Below are 18,138 nucleotides of genomic sequence, written 5' to 3' on the forward strand. Positions count from 1 at the left end.
CATCACATCCTGAACAGGCCGAATTTGGTCGGCTCGATCGGCGCATTCGACGCCGCCGAGAGGCCGAGCCCGAGCACGAGACGGGTGTCGGCCGGATCGATTACGCCGTCGTCCCACAGGCGCGCGGTCGCGTAGTACGGATGCCCCTGGCTCTCATATTGCGCGCGGATGGGCTCGCGGAATTTATCTTCCTCTTCCCGTGACCAGCTATCGCCCTTGGCCTCGATATTGTCGCGGCGAACCTGGCTCAGCACCATCGAGGCCTGTTCGCCGCCCATCACCGAGATACGCGCGTTCGGCCACATCCAGAGGAAGCGCGGCGCGTAGGCGCGGCCGCACATACCGTAATTGCCGGCGCCGTAGGAGCCGCCGATCACGACCGTGAATTTCGGCACCGAGGCGGTCGCGACCGCCGTCACCAGCTTGGCGCCGTCGCGCGCGATGCCGCCGGCCTCGTACTTCTTGCCGACCATGAAGCCGGTGATGTTCTGCAGGAACACCAAGGGAATGCCGCGCTGGCAGCACAGCTCGATGAAATGCGCGCCCTTCAGCGAGCTCTCGCTGAAGAGGATGCCGTTGTTGGCGATGATGCCGACGGGATAGCCCCAGATATGGGCGAAGCCGCACACCAGCGTCGTGCCGTAGAGCTTCTTGAACTCGTCGAATTCCGAGCCGTCCACCACACGCGCGATGATGTCGTGCACGTCGAACGGCTTTCTGCCGTCCACGGGCACCACGCCGTAAATCTCCTCCGCCGCAAACAGCGGCTCGCGCGGCGGATGCATATTGAGGTTCGGCCGCGTCGAAGGCTTGAGCGTGCCGACGATGCGCCGGGCAATGCCGATCGCATGCGCATCGTTCTGGGCATAATGATCGGTCACGCCCGATTGCCGCGAATGCACGTCGGCGCCGCCGAGCTCCTCCGCGCTGACCACCTCGCCGGTCGCGGCCTTCACCAGCGGCGGGCCGCCAAGGAAGATGGTGCCCTGGTTGCGCACGATGATGCTCTCGTCGGACATCGCAGGCACATAGGCGCCGCCGGCGGTGCAGGAGCCCATCACGATCGCGATCTGCGGAATGCCCTGCGACGACATCTGCGCCTGGTTGTAGAAGATGCGGCCGAAATGGCGCTCGTCCGGGAAGATCTCGTCCTGCAGCGGCAGGAAGGCGCCGCCGGAATCGACCATGTAGACGCAAGGCAGATTGTTCTGCCGCGCGATGTCCTGCGCGCGCAAATGCTTCTTCACCGTCATCGGATAATAGGTGCCGCCCTTGATGGTGGCATCGTTCGCGACGATCACGCATTCGCGCCCTGAAATGCGCCCGATCCCCGTAATGACGCTCGCCGAGTGCACGTCGCCGCCATAGAGGCCGTAGGCCGCGAGCGGCGACAGCTCCAGGAACGACGTTCCGGGATCGACCAGCAGGTCAACGCGCTGGCGTGCCAGCATCTTGCCGCGCGCGGTGTGGCGGTTGCGCGAGGCCTCGCCTCCGCCGCCGGCGACCTGGCTGAGCTTTTCGCGCAAGTCCGCGACGAGGCCGCGCATGGCCTCGTCGTTGCGCGCGAAATCCTGGGATGACGGATCGATGCTGGAATGGAGCGGCATGCAAGTCCCGCGAGGCTGGTGATGTGGTGAGAGGCCGCGGACAGGTTGAACCAGTCTCACGGCAATTCCAACTGGGGCGTGGTCTTAAGCGGTCTCCGCCATCAGCTCGCGGCCGATCAGCATGCGACGGACCTCGGATGTACCGGCGCCGATCTCGTAAAGCTTGGCGTCGCGCCAGAGGCGTCCGACCGGGAATTCGCTGGTGTAGCCGACGCCGCCAAGCGCCTGGATTGCTTCGCCCGCCATCCACGTCGCCTTCTCCGCGGAATAGAGGATCGCGGCGGCGGCGTCCTTGCGTAAGCTGCGCGCATGGTCGGCGCGGTCGCAGGCGCGCCCCACCGCATAGACATAGGCCCGCGTGGCCTGCCAAGTCGAATACATGTCGGCGAGCTTGCCCTGCATCAGCTGGAAATCGCCGATCGGCTGGCCAAACTGCTTGCGCTCGTGCATGTAGGGCACGACAGCGTCCATGCAGGCTGCCATGATCCCGAGCGGGCCGCCCGAGAGCACCGCGCGCTCATAGTCGAGGCCGGACATCAGCACCTTGACGCCCTCGCCCACCTTGCCGAGCACGTTCTCCTCCGGCACTTCGCATTCGTCGAAGAACAAAGGATAGGTGTTGGAGCCGCGCATGCCGAGCTTGTCGAGATGCTGGCCATGGGTGAAGCCCTTGAAACCCTTCTCGATCAGGAACGCGGTCATGCCGCGCGGGCCGGCCTCCGGATCGGTCTTGGCGTAGACGACCAGGACGTCGGCGTCGCCGCCATTGGTGATCCACATCTTCGAGCCGTTGAGCACGTACCGGTCGCCGCGCTTGTCGGCGCGCAGCTTCATCGAGACCACGTCGGATCCGGCGCCGGGCTCGGACATCGCGAGCGCGCCGACATGCTCGCCGGAAATCAGCTTCGGCAGATATCGCTGCCGCTGCGCGTCGTTGCCGTTGCGGCGGATCTGGTTGACGCAGAGATTGGAGTGGGCGCCGTAGGACAGCCCCACGGCAGCCGAGCCACGCGAAATCTCCTCCATGGCGACGATATGGGCGAGATAGCCCATGCTGGAGCCGCCGTATTGCTCCGGCGCGGTCATACCAAGCAGGCCAAGGTCGCCAAAGCGCTTCCAGAGGTCTGCGGGGAACACATTGGCTTTCTCGATCTCGGCGGCGCGCGGGGTGATCTCAGCCTCCACGAAAGCGCGCAGCGTGTCGCGCAGCAGGCTGATGTCTTCGCCCAGATCGAAATCGATGCTCGGGATGTTCAAGGCGATTCCTCCATGTTTTGGGGTCCGAACCTAGCCCCGTCCCGGCCCTGTTGCGGTCGAAAAGGTTGCATTTTCTGCCAAACTTGGCGAGGATTTTCCGAGGGACTTACGATGCCTTTTCAAGCCGCCACTGCAATCCCGCGCCGCGCCTTGACCCCCGCCGCCTTCGTCCGCGGCGTGGTCGCCGCGTATGAGCGATACGGCCGCGATCCCGCGGAGGCTTTGAGCCGGGGCCAGGTTGCGGCGGACCTTGTCAATTCTCCGGACGGGCGGGTCACCGCGGCCCAGTTCGAGGCGCTGGCGGGCCATGCCATGCGCGAGCTCGACGATGAGGCGCTCGGCTGGTTCTCGCGCCGGCTGCCATGGGGCACCTATGGCATGCTGTGCCGCGCCTCGATCACGGCACCGACACTGGAGGTCGCGCTGAAGCGGTGGTGCCGGCATCACCGCCTGGTCACCGAAGACGTGCTGCTCGATCTCGAGGTCGGCGAAGAGACCGCAATCGTGTCGATCCGTGAGCTGCGCGACCTCGGGCCGTTCCGCGAGTTCTGCCTGGTCACTCTGTTCCGCTACGTGCTCGGCTTCTCGTGTTGGGCTGTCGACTCCCAGATCGCGCTCCGCGCGGCCGAATTCCCTTACCCCGAGCCCGGTCACGTCTCGGTCTATCCGACCATCTTTTGCAGAAACGTCCGCTTCGACGCGGCCCATGCCCGCATCGTCTTCGACCAGCACTATCTTTCGCTGCCGCTGACCCGGAGCGCCGCCGACCTCGACAACATGCTCAAGGGCGCGCTCCGGCTGACCGTGCTGCCCTATCGGCGCGACCGCCTATTGGTCGAGCGCGTCCGCCGTGTGCTGCGCAATGCGCGTGGGCTCCTGCTCGGCGCCGAGGACGTCGCGAGCGAGCTCGCGCTGTCCACCCGCACCATGCATCGCCGCCTGCGCGAGGAGTCCACCTCGCTGCGCGATCTCAAGGAAGAAGCAAAATTCGAACTGGCAAAGCAGGAGCTGATGCGCGGCCGTACCCCGATCAAGCGCATCGCGGAGATCGCCGGCTTCCGCAACGAGAAGAGCTTTTCGCGCGCCTTCCGCAGCTGGACCGGCACAAGCCCGCGCGATTTTCGCGGCCGGTATCGGTGAGCCGCGCAGCCGTCACGCCGCCGTCTTGATATCCGGACCGGTCAGCGCCTTGACGGCGTCTTCGAGCGCCTTGGCGTTGTCGGTCAATTCCTGCTCGGATCGCTTCATCATCTGTGCGACGCGCGCGCAGCTCCGCGACAAGAACTCGATGTTGAGCAGCCGCATGGCCTTGAGGACAGTGCGGTAACGTTCGACGTCCGAACCGACAAGGCCCGGCCGAATGACGGTTTTTCCATCGCTCGACAGCCCCAGCGATTTGTACATCTCGCGGGCCAGGATCGGCCAGTAGTCCAGCAGACGCGACATCTTCTCGGTTTCGACCTCGTCGAATGCCGCCAGAAAGTCCTCCGTACTGATATTGCCGCGTGTGCGCGATTCAACCGTCAGATCCTCGATCACGCGCGGGATCTGTTGGATCCGGCGCTCGCGCTCGTCCGACGATTGCGCGTCAAAATCGGCAGGGAATTTCTGGATGATCTCGGATCTGAACCGATAGCCCATGCGGATGGCGGTCAATAGCGAGAGCTGCTTGCTCGACAATCCGGTCAGCGGCCCGCCGACCTCCTCGATCGCCAGGAATTCGCAGCGGTAATCGCCATCACCCTGGATACGAGCTCGGTGCAGCAAGGTCCGGTAGCGCCCGCCGCCGCGCCCGATCAGCACGGCCTGCGGCGCAACGAACTCGTTCTCGCGCGCCGCAAGCACTATCTGCGCGGTTTCCTCGAGCCATTTGTAGACGAAGTTCTGCCTTCCAGTTTCCGTATTTGCCAGCTTCTGGACCCTGCACCAGGGTACGGACTGCGCCTGGATGGTGAAGAGATCGCCGAGCACATTGTCGTCGCCCGTGAACTGGGCCGCAGGCGGAATCTCCCCATGGGCGAGCTCGGCGTCGGACGCCACGAAATGCACGCGCGGATAGCCGTCGAATTCGCGAATCTCGCTGAACAGACCGCTATCCAGCTTGCCGACCAGCCCCCGCAACTCGCTGGCATCGACGTCGATGGCGTTCCTCTCGAAAATGCCGATCAACTCCTTGATGAGTTGATCCTTGCTCGTCAGCATCTGCAGGTGGCTGAGCGGACCCGGCGGGTTCACATTCGGGCGGATCAAGCAGAAGATCCGGCGATCGGTGGCTGCCGGTTTTGCGGCGGCAAAATATCCGGCTTCATAAAAGCACCAGGACCAGTCCTCATAGGGCGCGCCGTAAAGCAGAAACAGGCTTTGCGCTGTGCGAAGATGTTGCTCGATAGAGGGCCGCCATTCATTGCCGCGCGGGATGTCCTCCGAAATGAAGACATCGATTTGTCCATGCGAAGCGGTTTCAATGACCTTCTTCATCGCACGGGCTATCCGGCCGTATTCAGACCGGTGGCTGATGAAAATCGGGTTGGGAGCCATGACGCGCTTCCCCAGGTTTCAATCCGGCCCGTTTACAATTCGGGCGACCTCTGGAAAGCATGGACCTGCGCGGATCGCCACTCTGTGAGGCAGTTCACACGGCCGCGTCTAATTTTGGGGTCGACGTCTTCCCCTTCGGCGTCGCCAGGGGCTGAGGCTTGCGATGAGACATGCGGCACGCGATGTCGCGCGCCTCTCATGAATTTACGGCCCCCGAGATAAACCTCGGAGGCCGCAAAACCTCAAAACCGCTCTCGAATTCAGGCCTCAGTTGGAGTTGGTCTGGCCGCCCGAGCGAAGCTTGCCGCGCGACTGGGTCTGCTTCGGCTGGAAGGCGAATGCGTCGGTATTGGTCTTCGCGCCACCGGCCTGCGAGCAGGTGCCGCCAATGCCGCCGGCGGCCTGGCGGCAGGCTTCCATCGTCGGATAGCCGCAGCCGTGAGCGGCCTGCGCGCCGTTGGTGATGCAGAAGTCGTCGGCCTTGGCAGCCGGCGCGGTCATCATGAGAAACGCAGATGCAAACAGCGTCGCAGCGGATGCGACGAACGTCTTCGAAATCGATGTCATGGTGTCTTGTCCTGCTTCAGTGTCCCACAAAAGAATCCTCGGCATGCCCAGGCACGCTGAGGGTCACACCTGGCATCTAGGCGGGCCCGGAAAACCGACAATCACGCCTCAGCGCATTGCAGGACTTCGCAAATCACATGTCACAGTTAGGTGATTGACTCATGTATTATAGTTCGGATTGCGTGAAATGCCGGTTTGTCCGCAACCCGAGTATTCGGCTCCTATCCTGCCGGCGCCGCCGCGGCGACCTCCTGCAAGGGCAGCGGCACATCCTTTGCGACGCCCAGCACTGGAAAGCTGCGGACGTTCTTCACATCAGTCATCGCGGCGAAATGCAGGAGCTGCTGGCGCATGCTCTCGACACTCGGCGCCACGCATTTGAGCAGATAGTCGGTGTCGCCCGAGATCCGCCAGCACTGCTGGATGCGCGGGATCGCGGCGATCGAGCTCTCGAACCCCTCCAGCACGGGCTGGGCCTGGCTGCCGAGCTGGATCGAGACGAACGACACCACCTCATAGCCGAGCAGCCGCTCGTCGATGACGGCGCGCACCGCCCGGATCACGCCGCGGCTGAACAGCGACTTCAGCCGCCGCAGGCAGTTTGGCGCGGACACCCCGACACGCAGCGCCAGCTCGTTGTTGCGCACCCGCCCGTCCTGCTGCAGCTCGGATAGTATCTTCAGATCGACGCCGTCGAGCTGGTCACGCCCCGCCATACCCCGCCTCCCCATGGTCGTGTCATGCGAGGCAGCGAAGCACGGTGGAAAATGGCTGCCAAGGGTTCTTGGGCTCGGGCGACCAGCCGCTCCCTTCGTCATGGCCGGGCTCGTCCCGGCCATCCACGTTCTTCATCTACCGCCAAAAACGTGGATGCCCGGACAAGCCCGGGCATGACGGCACTTCGGGTAAGAATGGCCCCTTAATGCGTCCAGGGCTCGCCGCGGCGGAACGAGAAATTGTCGGCATAGGCAAGCGGCCGGCGGATCGATTCCTGCGGCTCGATCACCTGGTAGGCGATGCCCTTGCGCTCGCAATAGGCGACCGCCTCTTCCTTGGAATGGAAGCGCAGCGTGATCTGCTGCTTCATGTCGCTCGACGAGGTCCAGCCCATCAGCGGCTCGACCGAGCGCGGCTGCTCCGGCTCGTAGTCAAGCTGCCATTCCTTCGTCTTGGACCGGCCGGATTGCATCGCGTTCTTGGCAGGCTTGAAAATGCGGGCGGTCATGGCTGGTCCGGGCCTCTTCGTCTTTTCGTTCGATTTCGATGCGTCACGGTGGCAGTTGGTGGAAATCTCGGGGATAGTATAGAGACACCGATTGGGAACTGATCGGTGATTCCGGCTCCCCGGCACCCTCACCAACGGTATAGTCATTATGCTGCACCGTGACAATTGCGTACCCGCGTCCTGCGCCGGCATCCCGCCCGGCGGCACTCCCTCGCGGGCGCCAGCGTATCCGTCCTCTTCGAGAGCTCCCGTCGCATGGCCTTCCTGAACATCAACGCCACGCTCCCTGAAAAGGGCCGTGACCTCAGGCTCGACCTGTTTCGCGGTGTCGCGAACTGGGCGATCTTTCTCGACCATATCCCGGACAACGTCGTGAACTGGATCACCACCCGCAACTACGGCTTTTCCGACGCGGCCGATCTGTTCGTCTTCATCTCCGGCTATACCGCCTCCTTCGTCTATGCGCGGATGATGCTGGAGCGCGGCTTCATCGTCGGCGCCACGCGGCTGACCAAGCGGGTCTGGCAGCTGTATGTCGCGCACATCATCCTGTTCGTGATCTACATCGCCTCGATCAGCTATCTGGCGCTGCGCTTCGGCGATTCCGAGATGATCAACGAGTTCAACGTCGCCGGCCTCGTCGACAACGCCACCGAGACGCTGCGCCAGGGCCTGTTCCTGCGCTTCAAGCCGCTCAATCTCGACGTGCTGCCGCTGTACATCGTGCTGATGGGCCTGTTTCCGCCGGTGCTGTGGTTCATGCTGCGCAAGCCCGACCTGACGATGGCGCTGTCGATCGTGCTGTGGCTGGCGGCGCGCCACTTCGGCTGGAATCTGAACGCCTATCCGGCCGGCCAGTGGTACTTCAATCCCTATTGCTGGCAGGTGCTGTTCGTGTTCGGCGCCTGGTGCGCGATGGGCGGGGCTCGGCGCTCGATAGCGCTGATCAATTCGCCGGTCACCCTCTGGGTCTGCCTCGGCTATCTCTTGTTTGCGCTGGTCATGACCATGGCCGGCCGCTTCCCCGCCTTCGGCGGCATGTTCCCGGAATGGCTGTTCTCGGCCTTCAACCCCAATGACAAGACCAACCTTGCGCCGTACCGTTTCCTCCATTTCGTGGTGATCGTGATCATGGTGATCCGTTTCGTGCCGAAGGAGTGGCCGGGGCTGGAGTGGAGGGTGTTCGATCCCTTGATCGTGTGCGGCCAGCAGTCGCTCGCCGTGTTCTGCGTCGGCGTGTTCCTGTCCTTTGTCGGCCATTTCGAGCTGTCGATGAGCTCGGGCTCGCTGCTCGCGCAGATTTTCGTCAGCGTCGCCGGCATCGCGATCATGACGACGGTGGCCTATTACATCTCATGGTCGAAGAAGCAGGACAAGCCGCTGAAGCCGCCACCGGCAAAGCCGGCTGCAGAGGCGAAGGCGGCCTGAGAGAGGCGGCAGCTAGGCCGCTTCTTCGCCGTCGAACTCGGTGAATTTCTTGTAGATCCAGTCGCGGCCGTCGTGGCGGCGCCAGACCTTGCCGACCACGAACTGCCCATTGATGGAACGGCGCGGCACGATCACTGTCCAGAGGTGCCAGATCTCGGTCCAGCTCGACTGCGGGCCGACGGTCTTGAGGTTGCGATCAAAAGACATGGGCAGAACTCGCTGGCGCAGAACTCAACTGATACGCGCGCCGCGACGAACCGTGATCTGTGGTCGCACAGATGAAGGGCAGCTCATCGCGAGCCGGGACCCACCTGATAACAGCCACCCAAACCGCCGCAACAGCCGCTCGCCTTTAACCTAACCGATCAACCTTACCTGTTGGGTCGGCGCGATCGGTTGAAAGTCAGCGCCGGCTTTTCTAGAATGCACGCGATTTGAGAACGAGCGCGCTGTTTCGGCGCACGGTGATTTCTAGACTGAACTTTGCAAGCGATCGGACGTTTGGAAAAATTGGTTTGCGGGGGACAACAATAATGAGACTGCAATGTGCACGTCTGCGCCTCGCGCTCCGAATGGCGCCGCCCGCGTCGACCGTAAGAACGCCGTCACAAGAGCCGCCGCGAGCCGCCAATGACAACCAGGCGGTCTGGTCGTTCGTCCCGTTTCCGCCCGGCTGGCACGCGTCGAACTGACCAGCGCGGCCGGAAAAAGCGCGACGCCGCGCAAGCGGAGTATTATCGCTTGGCGGCGTCCGTTTAGACATTGGGCGCTGAAATCCCCAACACAGATATGTCTCTGGCGACGCCCCAAAGGTTCGATGAGGCCTTGCCGATGCCGCGCGAAGCGGGCGGCGGGACGTGAAGAATCCCGGGCGGCGGGCGCCTTTCTGCCCCTCATCTCGCAACCTATCCCCGAGATATGAGTTGCCGCTTTTTCCCGCAATGCCCAAGTCCGCTTGAGCCGGAGCGCGGCCGTGAATCTTCGCGAACCAGCAGAGACGCATGAACAGCAGACCGCACGGCAGCTCGAGTCGGTCGGCCAGATCGAGACGCAAGAGAATGTTTCCGACGCACCGGAGGCTGGAAGCTCCCTGTTCGCAATCTGCGGGATCGGCGTTGCCGGACTGGTGATGCTGGGGTGGATCTGCGCGCTCGCCTGGATCGCCTGGCGCATTGTCGGTTGGATGCTGCCTTGAGGACCAGCGCCTCCCGTGACGAGCGCCTCCGAGCATCGGAAGTGGCGCTCAACCTCGGGACTGGTCGGGGCAGCTGGATTCGAACCAACGACCTGCAGTACCCAAAACATACCGGCTATTCCCTCACCTAGCCTCACCCGCCCTCAAGCGCCGTAGCCGCCGACGGAAAGTCGCGGCGGTGCTCACCTGGTGTCAGCCCCCGTCCGCTGTGATTGGCACCGCGGTGCTTCCCCCGTGCTTCCCGGAGGGCAAATGAGCGGTCAAACCATCACGAAGAGCTTGGTCGACGGCCTGGACAAGCAAGCGTCCGAATACACGGTATGGGACGCGAAGCTTCCTGGATTCGGGGTGCGGGTCCGGCCCACGGGGGCCATGTCGTACATCATCGTCTACCGGGCGGGAACCGGCCGCACCGCCCCCGTACGGCGCTACACCGTGGCCGCCGTCGGCAAGCTGGCCCCCGAAGCCGCCCGAACCCAAGCCAAGATCCTGCTGGGGAACATAGCCAACGGCGCGGACCCCGCCGCGGAGAAGCGCGCGAATCGGCCCAAGCGAGATCGGCTGACATTCGACGAACTCGCCCAGCTCTACCTCGACCAATACGCGAAAGTGAGGAAATCAAGCTGGAAGAATGATGAGGGCTATCTAAAGAAGCCTCGGGCCAAGTGGAAGCGACGAATCGCTTCCGAAATCACCGACGACGACGTCGCGGAGCTGCTCGAGGAGATCGGCGCCACTGCGCCGGTCGGCGCTAACCGGACGCAATCGATTCTCCACACTGTGTTCTCTTGGGCCAAGGAACCCGGGCGGAAGCATGTGCCAATCAATCCGGTGGCAGACATGCGCCGTCGCTACCAAGAAACGGCTCGGGAACGCGTTCTCAATGATGAGGAGATCCGGACGTTTTGGTGGGGCTTAGATGACCCGGAGCTGCCCGCCGGACGCCCGATCGCCCTCGCCCTTCGCTTCATCTTGGCCACCATGGTCCGACCTGGCCAGTCTGCCGGACTGCTTACTCCGGAATTGGTCGGCTTCACCGGTGAGGATCCGCAATACCACATCCCAAAACATCGGGTGAAGAAACGCCGCGAAGTGATTGTCCCGTTGAATGCATCGGCAGTTGCCACAGTGAGGGAGGCAATCATTCGGGACGATCAAGGACCCGTTTTCTGCTCATGGGCCGCAGCGGCCAAAACAGCCGACTCAACTGAAAACGAGTCTCAGGTGGAGGCGAGGCGCCAGTTGCTGCCAATCACCCGCGACGCCTTGTCCGCCGCGCTGAACGGCCGGCCGGCCAAAGGTCAGCGGCCGGAGCGGAAAGGTATTCGAGAGCATCTTGGAATGGCGCACTTCACCCCGCACGACCTCAGGCGCACAGCCGCGACGATCGCGCGCCGCGGTGGCGCCAAGCGCGAGGATGTCAAAGCCCTGCTTGATCATCTCGAGGGCGATGTCACCGCGACTTACGACAAGTACGACATGCTGCCAGAGAAGCGGCGGGTTGCGACTATTCTTGAAGCCGAGCTGCGCAATATCATCGGGGTCAAACCGAATTTTTGCCGGCCTGAAATCGTCTTCGATCGCGACAACATTGTCCCAATGGAGGGGCAGAAAATCGCGTAGCCGGCTAAATACAGCGGGGTACAGCAAACGGGGTGACGCGAGTAACGACGGCAGCGGGCAATTGCGTGCTGCCGTTGACTTCCTGACAATCTGGGATAGCATTTTAGTGTTCAAGCCAAGGTGTCGCGCTTCGGGCAGCGCGTTGTTTCTCTCGTTCCTTGGATAGACGGCTTGAACCGAGGCAACCGCCCTCATCCAAGGAGCATGTCATGTCTCAGTTTCTCACCACAGTTGAAGCCGCTCGCCACGTTCGCTTGTCCAAAGCGACGCTTGAGCGTCTGCGGGTCAAGGGCGGCGGACCAGAATTTCTCAATCCTGTCCCCGGACGGGTGCTGTACGACGTCGTCGATTTGGACGCCTGGATGTGGAGCCGTCGGCGTAAATCAACGTCGGAAGCCGCGGCCGCCTAATACTTCGCGCGCACGCGCGCATCCCGCCGGCCATGCATTCCCAAACACCAGACAATGAGGGCCAGAACACCCACGTCCCGTCGGGCGCCAAAAGAATGGCCCCGCCGACTGCCAGGTCGAACGGGGCCAGAAAAACTGAAAACGTAAGAGATGGATACCACAAATACCGTTACGAAACAACGAAGTGCGCTCAAAAGCGCGAGGTTGGAAAGCGTTTTGCACCTCGCTGCGAAGGGCTTTCGAGCTTTTCCGGTGGTGATCAACGAAAAGAAGCCGCCGTTCATCGAAGGATGGCAAACTCATGCGACCCGCGATCCTGAGCAGCTCAGTGCGATTTGGGAGCTCGAACCGCGGCTCAACATCGGTTGCGTGATCGACGCGGGTTTCTCGCTCGACTTCGATCCGAAAAGCGGCGGCTTAGAGTCTCGCCAGCGCATGAAAGAGGCAGGCCTTCTCACCCGCACCTACACGCAACGAACGCCTTCGGGGGGCTTCCACGAAACTTACCGATGCGCGCCGGCGGTCGCGAAAATCCTCAAGAATGCGGTTGGGACTATTCCTGGGTATCCCGGGACTGACATTCGTGCCGATCGCAAGGGATACATTCTGGGCGCGGGGTCCACGACAGAGGCTGGCGCCTACATCATTGAGGACGACGCTCCGATTGCGGACGCGAGCTTTGAGCTCCTCGCCATCCTGCCGAAAGACGATCCGAGCAAGGCTCTACAGTTGGAGCCTCCGGTCGAAGGCCAAGACAGTGAGAGCGAAAAGGCGCGCGCGATCGACTACCTCCTCCGTCACGCTCCCGAGGCGGTCGAAGGGCAAGGGGGCGACAATACGACTATCAAGGTCATCAATCGTGTTCGCGACTTCAACTTGAGCGAAGAGACCACCTTAGAGCTCGTCGACGAGTTTTGGAACCGCACAAAGGCGATTCCGCCGTGGGACCACGCCGATCTCGCCAAGAAGGTGAGGAGCGCCTCGAAATCGCGGAAGAATTCGGTGGGCGTGAAGGCACCTGAGCACGAACTCGGGCCGGTTGAATCCAAAGACCTTCGGAAAAACACGTCCAAATCTCTCCCCGGCGCCTGGGACGAACCTGCCGACCTTTGGAAGCAGGAGAAGCCGCCAGCAGACATGCTCGACGGGATTGTCCCGCCTTTCCTGGTCGCTTTCGGGAAAGATCGGGCGCGATCGCTGGGCGTAAATTCGGACGCGGTCACGGCTGCGGCGGTGGCCGTCGTCGGTTCTTTGATCCCGGCCAGCAACCGACTGCAGATGTTTCAAAACCGAAGCTCTTGGTCCGTGCTGTGCGTGCTTTGGACCGCACTGGTTGGAGATCCCGGGTCTGCCAAATCGGCCGCGGTGAAGGCAGCTCTTGCCTTTGCCAATCCCGTCAACAAATCCTGGTCAGCCTCATTCGCTAAGGCGATGGCTGACTACGATCGGGCGGAGCTCGCCTTTTCCGCTCGGACTTCGAAAAAGAAGCGAGAAGAGCCGGCTGAGCCCAATGAGCATCCGGCAGACGTCATTGTGAAGCCGACACCGCCTAAGTCGCGCTCAAAAATCTCGAACGACAGCACCACTGAGGCAATCGTAACGCGCCTGGCCGAAACGCCCGAAATAGCTCCCCTGATCCAATATTCCGATGAGCTCTCTGGGTGGTTGGGGGGCATGGATGCCTATCGGGCGAAGGGCTCCAAAGATCGGGCGCTTTGGCTCGAGGCCAAGGAAGGAGCCGCCTACCGCGTCGACCGCCAAGGTCGCGGGTCGATCGAAGCACCCAACCTGGCCGTTTCGATTATCGGCGGCATCCAAGACGATCTGATCGCACGGCTAGCTCCCGATCTTGAGACCGACGGACTGTTGCAGCGCTTCGCCCTCATCGCTATCCGTCAGCTTGGTCTGGGGGAGGACAACGCCGAGGATCCGGCCATCGAGGCCGCAATCCCACGTGTTGCCCTGGCACTCGCCGGCCTTGGCGAGGCAACTTATCGCTTTGCCCCCGATGCCGCAGAGGAGCTGTGGGCCATCAAGGCGTTCAAGGCGCGGGAGATGGCCCGTGCCGATATCCCTTCGGGTCTGAAGACGTGGCTGGCGAAAACAGACGCGGAGTTCGGTCGCTACGCCCTCGCCTTCCACCTAATCGAATGGGCCATCGTCGCTGAAGCGCTCGAAGTACCGCCGGACGATCTGATCTCGGCCGCAACGGCCAAGAGGGCTCGGCGCTACGTCGAGGAGTTTCTCTACGCACATGCGTTGTTCATCCATACCACAGTGCTCGATGGAGCCGGCCACGACCACGAGGCGCGGTGGATCGCGGGCTACATCCTCACCCGGAACGTCGAGCGGCTTACGGCCAGGGAGGTCAAACGGGCTCGGCCGCGCAGTCTCGGCAAGAACCCCAAGCAACTGATGGCCGTGATGGGCCAGCTTGAGGTGGACGGTTGGGTGCGTCTGGTCACTTCAGATCCCGCCAGCTGGCGGATCAATCCTGCCGTTCACGACGGGCGCTTTGAGGACATCCGGCGCGAGGAAAATGAACGCCGCGAGGCTGTCCGCGGCGAAATCGCAGTTGCCGCCGCAAGTCGGCGGGCGTCAGTGGGAGGCGAGGCATGATGTTACGGCCCCGGCAGTGCTGTCAGCGGGTGTCAACGCTGTCAGCGTTCTTGATTGCCGATTTCAGGATCCATAACGCGAGGGGCGGAGGCGTCGACACGCTGACAAGAGCGCTGACAGCGCTGACGGCAAACACGCTTCAAAGCCCTCGCCAGCAGTGGGGGTGTCAGCGGTGTCACTTGCGCGCGCGGATACACCAAGGCTTTTTACCCCCTCCTCCCTCTATTTTCCTCTGAACCCGTTTAGGCGGAATCCGCTGACACCGCTGACACCCCCACTGCTGGCCGCTTCTCTGAAGTTGAGGTGCCCGCTCTGGCTTTTGCGTCCATCAACATCGCCGGCCGGCGTCCGCAATTCAGGGAGGCATCAATGAACCGCTTCGCCCCAGGCCGCACGTTCAAGTCTCGAGGGCGGCCGTATCGGATCGTCGGGCCGAAGGATCACTGGTGCCAGGACGGCCGCTACGTCGAGATGATCCGCTATCAGTCCGTCTGCGCTGAGCCTGGCTGCAAGCGGACGTTTATGGCGCTCACGACCAAAACCCGCATTCGCAGAGGGCAGCTGAATAAACGTTGCGAGCTCCACCATGCCCCGGGCGTTCCGATCCCGGTCACGAAGGCAAAGAAGGTCAAGAAGGTCCGTAAGAAGCGATCCAAGATCCGGTTGAAGAAGCCGACGGCGGCCGCCAGCCTGGCGGCTCGTCGAGATCGTGCGGTCCAACGGGCCCTCGTGGCCATGCAACGCGTCCAGCGGCCCTCCTATCTCGACTGAGCAGCCTTCTGGCGGGCTTGCAGAGGCCTTCCAGCTACGGCAATCTGGCGTTGAGCCCCAGAACGGAGGTCATCGATGCCCCGCGGCCAGTTTTACACGGTCTTCACCTTGGGATTTGCGACTGCGGTCGGGCTGCTCGGTATCGCAGCCGGGACGCTGTTGTTCTGGTCCAAAGAGGCTGGCGCTTGGGCCCTTATCGTCCTTAACGCCCATCAGGTGCCGCAGGGTTGGCTCGAACCTGGCTACATCGCACTATTTGTCGCCGGCGCGGCAGTCTTTACGGCTTACTGGATCGTCCGAATTCAACAGGCAATCGTTCGCTGGTCTGGCGATCGCCTCCTTGCGAAGCTCAACAGGGAATATCGCGCGGTCGCCCAGGCTGAAGGCACCGAATACGCCGACGAGTTCATCAAGCGGAAGGTGCTCGCGATGGCCGGCGACGAGGCTCGGCACTTCAGCTTTTTCGGCCGTGACGAGATGCTGCTTAGCCTAGCTGCGCACGGTATCCGAGCTCAACCGCCCGCCTGAGCAAGCGGAGTTCGGTCTTCCTTCGCTGATCGTAGGGCCCGCAGACTGCAGCGGACGTTGCCGCGAAAAGTCGTCCGAATAGAAGAACCGCAAGCAAGGTACCCCGGATGACTGAAGATGGCGCGCGTCATTCAGCCTGAGGCGTCAAAGTCGCCCCTCTCAAACCGCCAAAACGAACAAAATCGAGAATCGTGACCACTTGATTCGGAGTGCCGCACCCTCGCCTGCCGAGTTTTGCGATAAGAGCCGACCAGACAAACGGCGACACCCCGCCTGCGAAGTCTTCCATTTGCAGGCTAACCGCGCAATATCGACAAAGCCAACAAACTCTCACCGTTGACCAAGCTCGGTTTCAGTGATCCCAAACGCAGCTGGGGCTCATGGAGAGCAAAGCATGCGCAATGAGCAGCAAGACGTCGACACCGCAACGCTGTTCGCCAACGATGATCAATTCGCGTCGCATCCCCCTGCCGCCCACCACCAGCCTCAGGATCCGCCGGCGTCAGCGCGGCCGGACGTACCTCACGAACCACCTCCCGAAATCAAGAAGGCCATGCTCGCCGCGGCCTATGCCGAACAAATGATCGATCGTCTGGCCGCTCTTCAGAACGAAGAGGTCGTCAAGTACACCGGCATTTCTCGAAGTGAGCTCGGCCTGCGGGTTTGGAACGCACCATTGGCAGAGGTGGCGGGTCGCCTCGGGCTGAAGAAGCATGTGCTCAGGCGCGTGTGCACGCTCTTCGAAGTGCCGATCCCACCGAAAGGGTACTTCAACACGGGATTTGCACACCGCTCGATCCGATGGACCCGGATTGCAGGTGGAGCTCGAACGCCATGACGAGCGCCCCTCGTCTCTACGATGAGGAGGAGCTCCTCCAGCGGCTCCGGTTGAGTGGGCACGAACTAGAGGAGCTCCTCAACATCGGCATCATCGCGCCAGTCGCCGGCGGGCCGACAGGCGAACCGCGCTACTGCGCTGATACGATCGACCGCCTGGCCGGTCGGCAGCAACGTACCAGGCTCTCTGATGCCCTCTGGTGGGACTTCGACCTCCAACAGCCGGCCTACATGCCAGCTGGCGCCCCCTGGGCCCGCTCCGTCGACCTGCCTTTCTATCCTTTCGACGATGAGGACCAGCAGTCTTGGGCCCGGCGGTACTACAGACTCAAGAAAGCGTGCGCGCCATTTCCATATCCCTACCCCGAGCGGCTGGCACGCTATCGCTCGAGGATGGAAGACAAGGCCACGAAGGCCTTCGAACGGAAGCATGGCATCAAGCGACCACGGCAGAGCCGCGATATCGATGTCCGGATACGGGGCACGCACATCAAAATCAGTCGCGCGAAGCTGCGCGACCTGGTCTGGAGCAAGACCATGATCCGTGCGGCGGCCGATCTCGGGATCAAGGAGACTGCGCTGCGCGATCTATGCGAACGTTACATGATCCCGATGCCAACGCGCGGGCACTTCAACTGGAATGATCCGAAAAAGCGGCCGCCGAAGCCGGCGCTCACATGCAAAGCGCCGGAGCTATGATTCGAGCGCCGATGAAGCGGAAGGGGTGAACCGGCATATCGATCAAATGAGCGATCAAGGAAACAACAAAACGAAGAGCCGAAGTATGACATTAGCTAAGCGGCTGCCGCCTCCGTTCGCCGGCGATTAGGGAGCCAAGATGTGTGGTGATGATAACGGCGGCTCCGATGTCCAGCCAGAACCACGTCCCACGACTGAGATAAACGGGAAAGATCGGGTTGAAGAGGATTGCCAATATGGCGAAGCCTGCTCCCCATCCGCTGGCCCTCTCCGCAAAGGCGAAAAACGCCACGACGGCAGAGAACCCGCAAATGGCCACTCTCAGAAAGGTATAGTAGCCATAGGACAGCCTCGCCGTCGCAATCAGCAACAACGCCGCAGCCAGCACCCAAAGGACTTTGGGGATTCTCGACATCAGCGTCGGCCCTCAATGACCGATCCGAGGCCCCCCAAGGCCATGACGACTAACCAAAGCACGATGCCCGGAGCGGCGAGTGCAAATGCCTGCCACCAATCCCAATGCCAACCGACGCGGGCACCGTAATAGACGGCCGCTGCTGCGAGCAGCGATCCGACCACAGGAACGGCGTAGGACACTCCGAAGAGCAGGAAGCTCACAAAACCTCCAACGCCGAGATAGAGTTGGATGCCCTCCATTCCTGCGGATATCTGGGCAATAGCGCAAGCCACGCCAAAGCGAAAATGAGTTGCATTGATAATTTCCCGCGCCACAACCTTTAGTATGGATAACGAGATGATCTCTGCCAAGGCAAAATCGCGGCTGCCCGCCGCTGCCGATCAGATACTCGGCGCCTTCATACGACCGGCAGTAGC

19 protein-coding genes are annotated in these 18,138 nt (G+C 62.2%); 10 read left to right on the forward strand and 9 right to left on the reverse strand.

Annotated features, from left to right (window positions below; translation table 11 throughout):
* Positions 1-2 precede the first annotated feature (2 nt).
* Positions 3-1,607, reverse strand: a complete 1,605-nt coding sequence (locus ACVIIV_RS25925) for a carboxyl transferase domain-containing protein (RefSeq protein WP_456746672.1) — start codon at positions 1,605-1,607, stop codon at positions 3-5.
* Between the two features lie 84 nt (positions 1,608-1,691).
* Positions 1,692-2,864, reverse strand: coding sequence for an isovaleryl-CoA dehydrogenase (locus tag ACVIIV_RS25930; RefSeq protein WP_456746673.1), 1,173 nt, complete (start codon positions 2,862-2,864; stop codon positions 1,692-1,694).
* 111 nt (positions 2,865-2,975) lie between these two features.
* Here ACVIIV_RS25930 and ACVIIV_RS25935 point away from each other — a divergent pair, with 111 nt between their 5' ends.
* Complete coding sequence (locus ACVIIV_RS25935; protein ID WP_456746674.1) at positions 2,976-4,004, forward strand: AraC family transcriptional regulator; 1,029 nt, start codon at positions 2,976-2,978, stop codon at positions 4,002-4,004.
* Between the two features lie 12 nt (positions 4,005-4,016).
* Here ACVIIV_RS25935 and ACVIIV_RS25940 read toward each other — a convergent pair whose 3' ends face one another.
* The 4 genes from ACVIIV_RS25940 to ACVIIV_RS25955 form a co-directional block, all read right to left on the reverse strand.
* A complete protein-coding gene (locus tag ACVIIV_RS25940; RefSeq protein ID WP_456746675.1) occupies positions 4,017-5,402 on the reverse strand; it encodes a TIR domain-containing protein in 1,386 nt (461 codons plus the stop codon).
* Positions 5,403-5,669: 267 nt separating this feature from the next.
* A complete protein-coding gene (locus tag ACVIIV_RS25945; protein ID WP_456746676.1) occupies positions 5,670-5,969 on the reverse strand; it encodes a DUF3551 domain-containing protein in 300 nt (99 codons plus the stop codon).
* A gap of 221 nt (positions 5,970-6,190) precedes the next feature.
* Positions 6,191-6,685, reverse strand: a complete 495-nt coding sequence (locus ACVIIV_RS25950) for an Lrp/AsnC family transcriptional regulator (RefSeq protein WP_456746677.1) — start codon at positions 6,683-6,685, stop codon at positions 6,191-6,193.
* Between the two features lie 203 nt (positions 6,686-6,888).
* A complete protein-coding gene (locus ACVIIV_RS25955) occupies positions 6,889-7,194 on the reverse strand; it encodes an ETC complex I subunit (protein WP_456746678.1) in 306 nt (101 codons plus the stop codon).
* 255 nt (positions 7,195-7,449) lie between these two features.
* Here ACVIIV_RS25955 and ACVIIV_RS25960 point away from each other — a divergent pair, with 255 nt between their 5' ends.
* Complete coding sequence (locus ACVIIV_RS25960) at positions 7,450-8,622, forward strand: OpgC domain-containing protein (RefSeq protein WP_456746679.1); 1,173 nt, start codon at positions 7,450-7,452, stop codon at positions 8,620-8,622.
* A gap of 12 nt (positions 8,623-8,634) precedes the next feature.
* On the opposite strand, the gene ACVIIV_RS25965 is transcribed toward ACVIIV_RS25960, so the two are convergent.
* Positions 8,635-8,829, reverse strand: coding sequence for a hypothetical protein (locus ACVIIV_RS25965; protein ID WP_319332582.1), 195 nt, complete (start codon positions 8,827-8,829; stop codon positions 8,635-8,637).
* A gap of 766 nt (positions 8,830-9,595) precedes the next feature.
* Between ACVIIV_RS25965 and ACVIIV_RS25970 the strand changes: the two genes are divergently transcribed.
* The 8 genes from ACVIIV_RS25970 to ACVIIV_RS26005 all read left to right on the forward strand — a co-directional run bounded on the left by ACVIIV_RS25970 (position 9,596) and on the right by ACVIIV_RS26005 (position 17,304).
* Positions 9,596-9,817, forward strand: coding sequence for an RNA-binding protein (locus ACVIIV_RS25970; protein WP_456746680.1), 222 nt, complete (start codon positions 9,596-9,598; stop codon positions 9,815-9,817).
* A 252-nt stretch (positions 9,818-10,069) separates the two neighbouring features.
* A complete protein-coding gene (locus ACVIIV_RS25975; protein ID WP_456746681.1) occupies positions 10,070-11,440 on the forward strand; it encodes a tyrosine-type recombinase/integrase in 1,371 nt (456 codons plus the stop codon).
* Positions 11,441-11,649: 209 nt separating this feature from the next.
* Positions 11,650-11,850 carry a helix-turn-helix transcriptional regulator gene (locus tag ACVIIV_RS25980; protein WP_126257766.1) on the forward strand — a complete coding sequence of 67 codons (201 nt, stop codon included), beginning with the start codon at positions 11,650-11,652 and terminating at the stop codon, positions 11,848-11,850.
* Positions 11,851-12,000: 150 nt separating this feature from the next.
* Entirely contained in the window at positions 12,001-14,469 is a 2,469-nt protein-coding gene (locus ACVIIV_RS25985; protein ID WP_456746682.1) for a DUF3987 domain-containing protein, read from the forward strand.
* 369 nt (positions 14,470-14,838) lie between these two features.
* Positions 14,839-15,240: a hypothetical protein gene (locus ACVIIV_RS25990; RefSeq protein ID WP_456746683.1), complete on the forward strand. Its 402-nt coding sequence runs from the start codon at positions 14,839-14,841 to the stop codon at positions 15,238-15,240.
* Positions 15,241-15,315: 75 nt separating this feature from the next.
* Positions 15,316-15,768, forward strand: coding sequence for a hypothetical protein (locus tag ACVIIV_RS25995; RefSeq protein WP_456746684.1), 453 nt, complete (start codon positions 15,316-15,318; stop codon positions 15,766-15,768).
* A gap of 394 nt (positions 15,769-16,162) precedes the next feature.
* The gene (locus ACVIIV_RS26000) at positions 16,163-16,606 is read left to right on the forward strand and encodes a hypothetical protein (protein WP_456746685.1); all 444 of its coding nucleotides are present in this window, start codon (positions 16,163-16,165) and stop codon (positions 16,604-16,606) included.
* Positions 16,603-17,304, forward strand: coding sequence for a hypothetical protein (locus ACVIIV_RS26005; protein WP_456746686.1), 702 nt, complete (start codon positions 16,603-16,605; stop codon positions 17,302-17,304). The genes ACVIIV_RS26000 and ACVIIV_RS26005 overlap by 4 nt, the downstream gene beginning before the upstream one ends.
* A gap of 91 nt (positions 17,305-17,395) precedes the next feature.
* On the opposite strand, the gene ACVIIV_RS26010 is transcribed toward ACVIIV_RS26005, so the two are convergent.
* Positions 17,396-17,719 (reverse strand): DUF6804 family protein, encoded by a 324-nt coding sequence (locus tag ACVIIV_RS26010; RefSeq protein ID WP_456746687.1) that lies wholly within the window; start codon positions 17,717-17,719, stop codon positions 17,396-17,398.
* Complete coding sequence (locus tag ACVIIV_RS26015) at positions 17,719-18,072, reverse strand: hypothetical protein (protein ID WP_456746688.1); 354 nt, start codon at positions 18,070-18,072, stop codon at positions 17,719-17,721. Before ACVIIV_RS26015 ends, ACVIIV_RS26010 begins: the two co-directional genes overlap by 1 nt.
* Positions 18,073-18,138 lie beyond the last annotated feature (66 nt).

Source organism: Bradyrhizobium sp. USDA 4354, assembly GCF_054060315.1.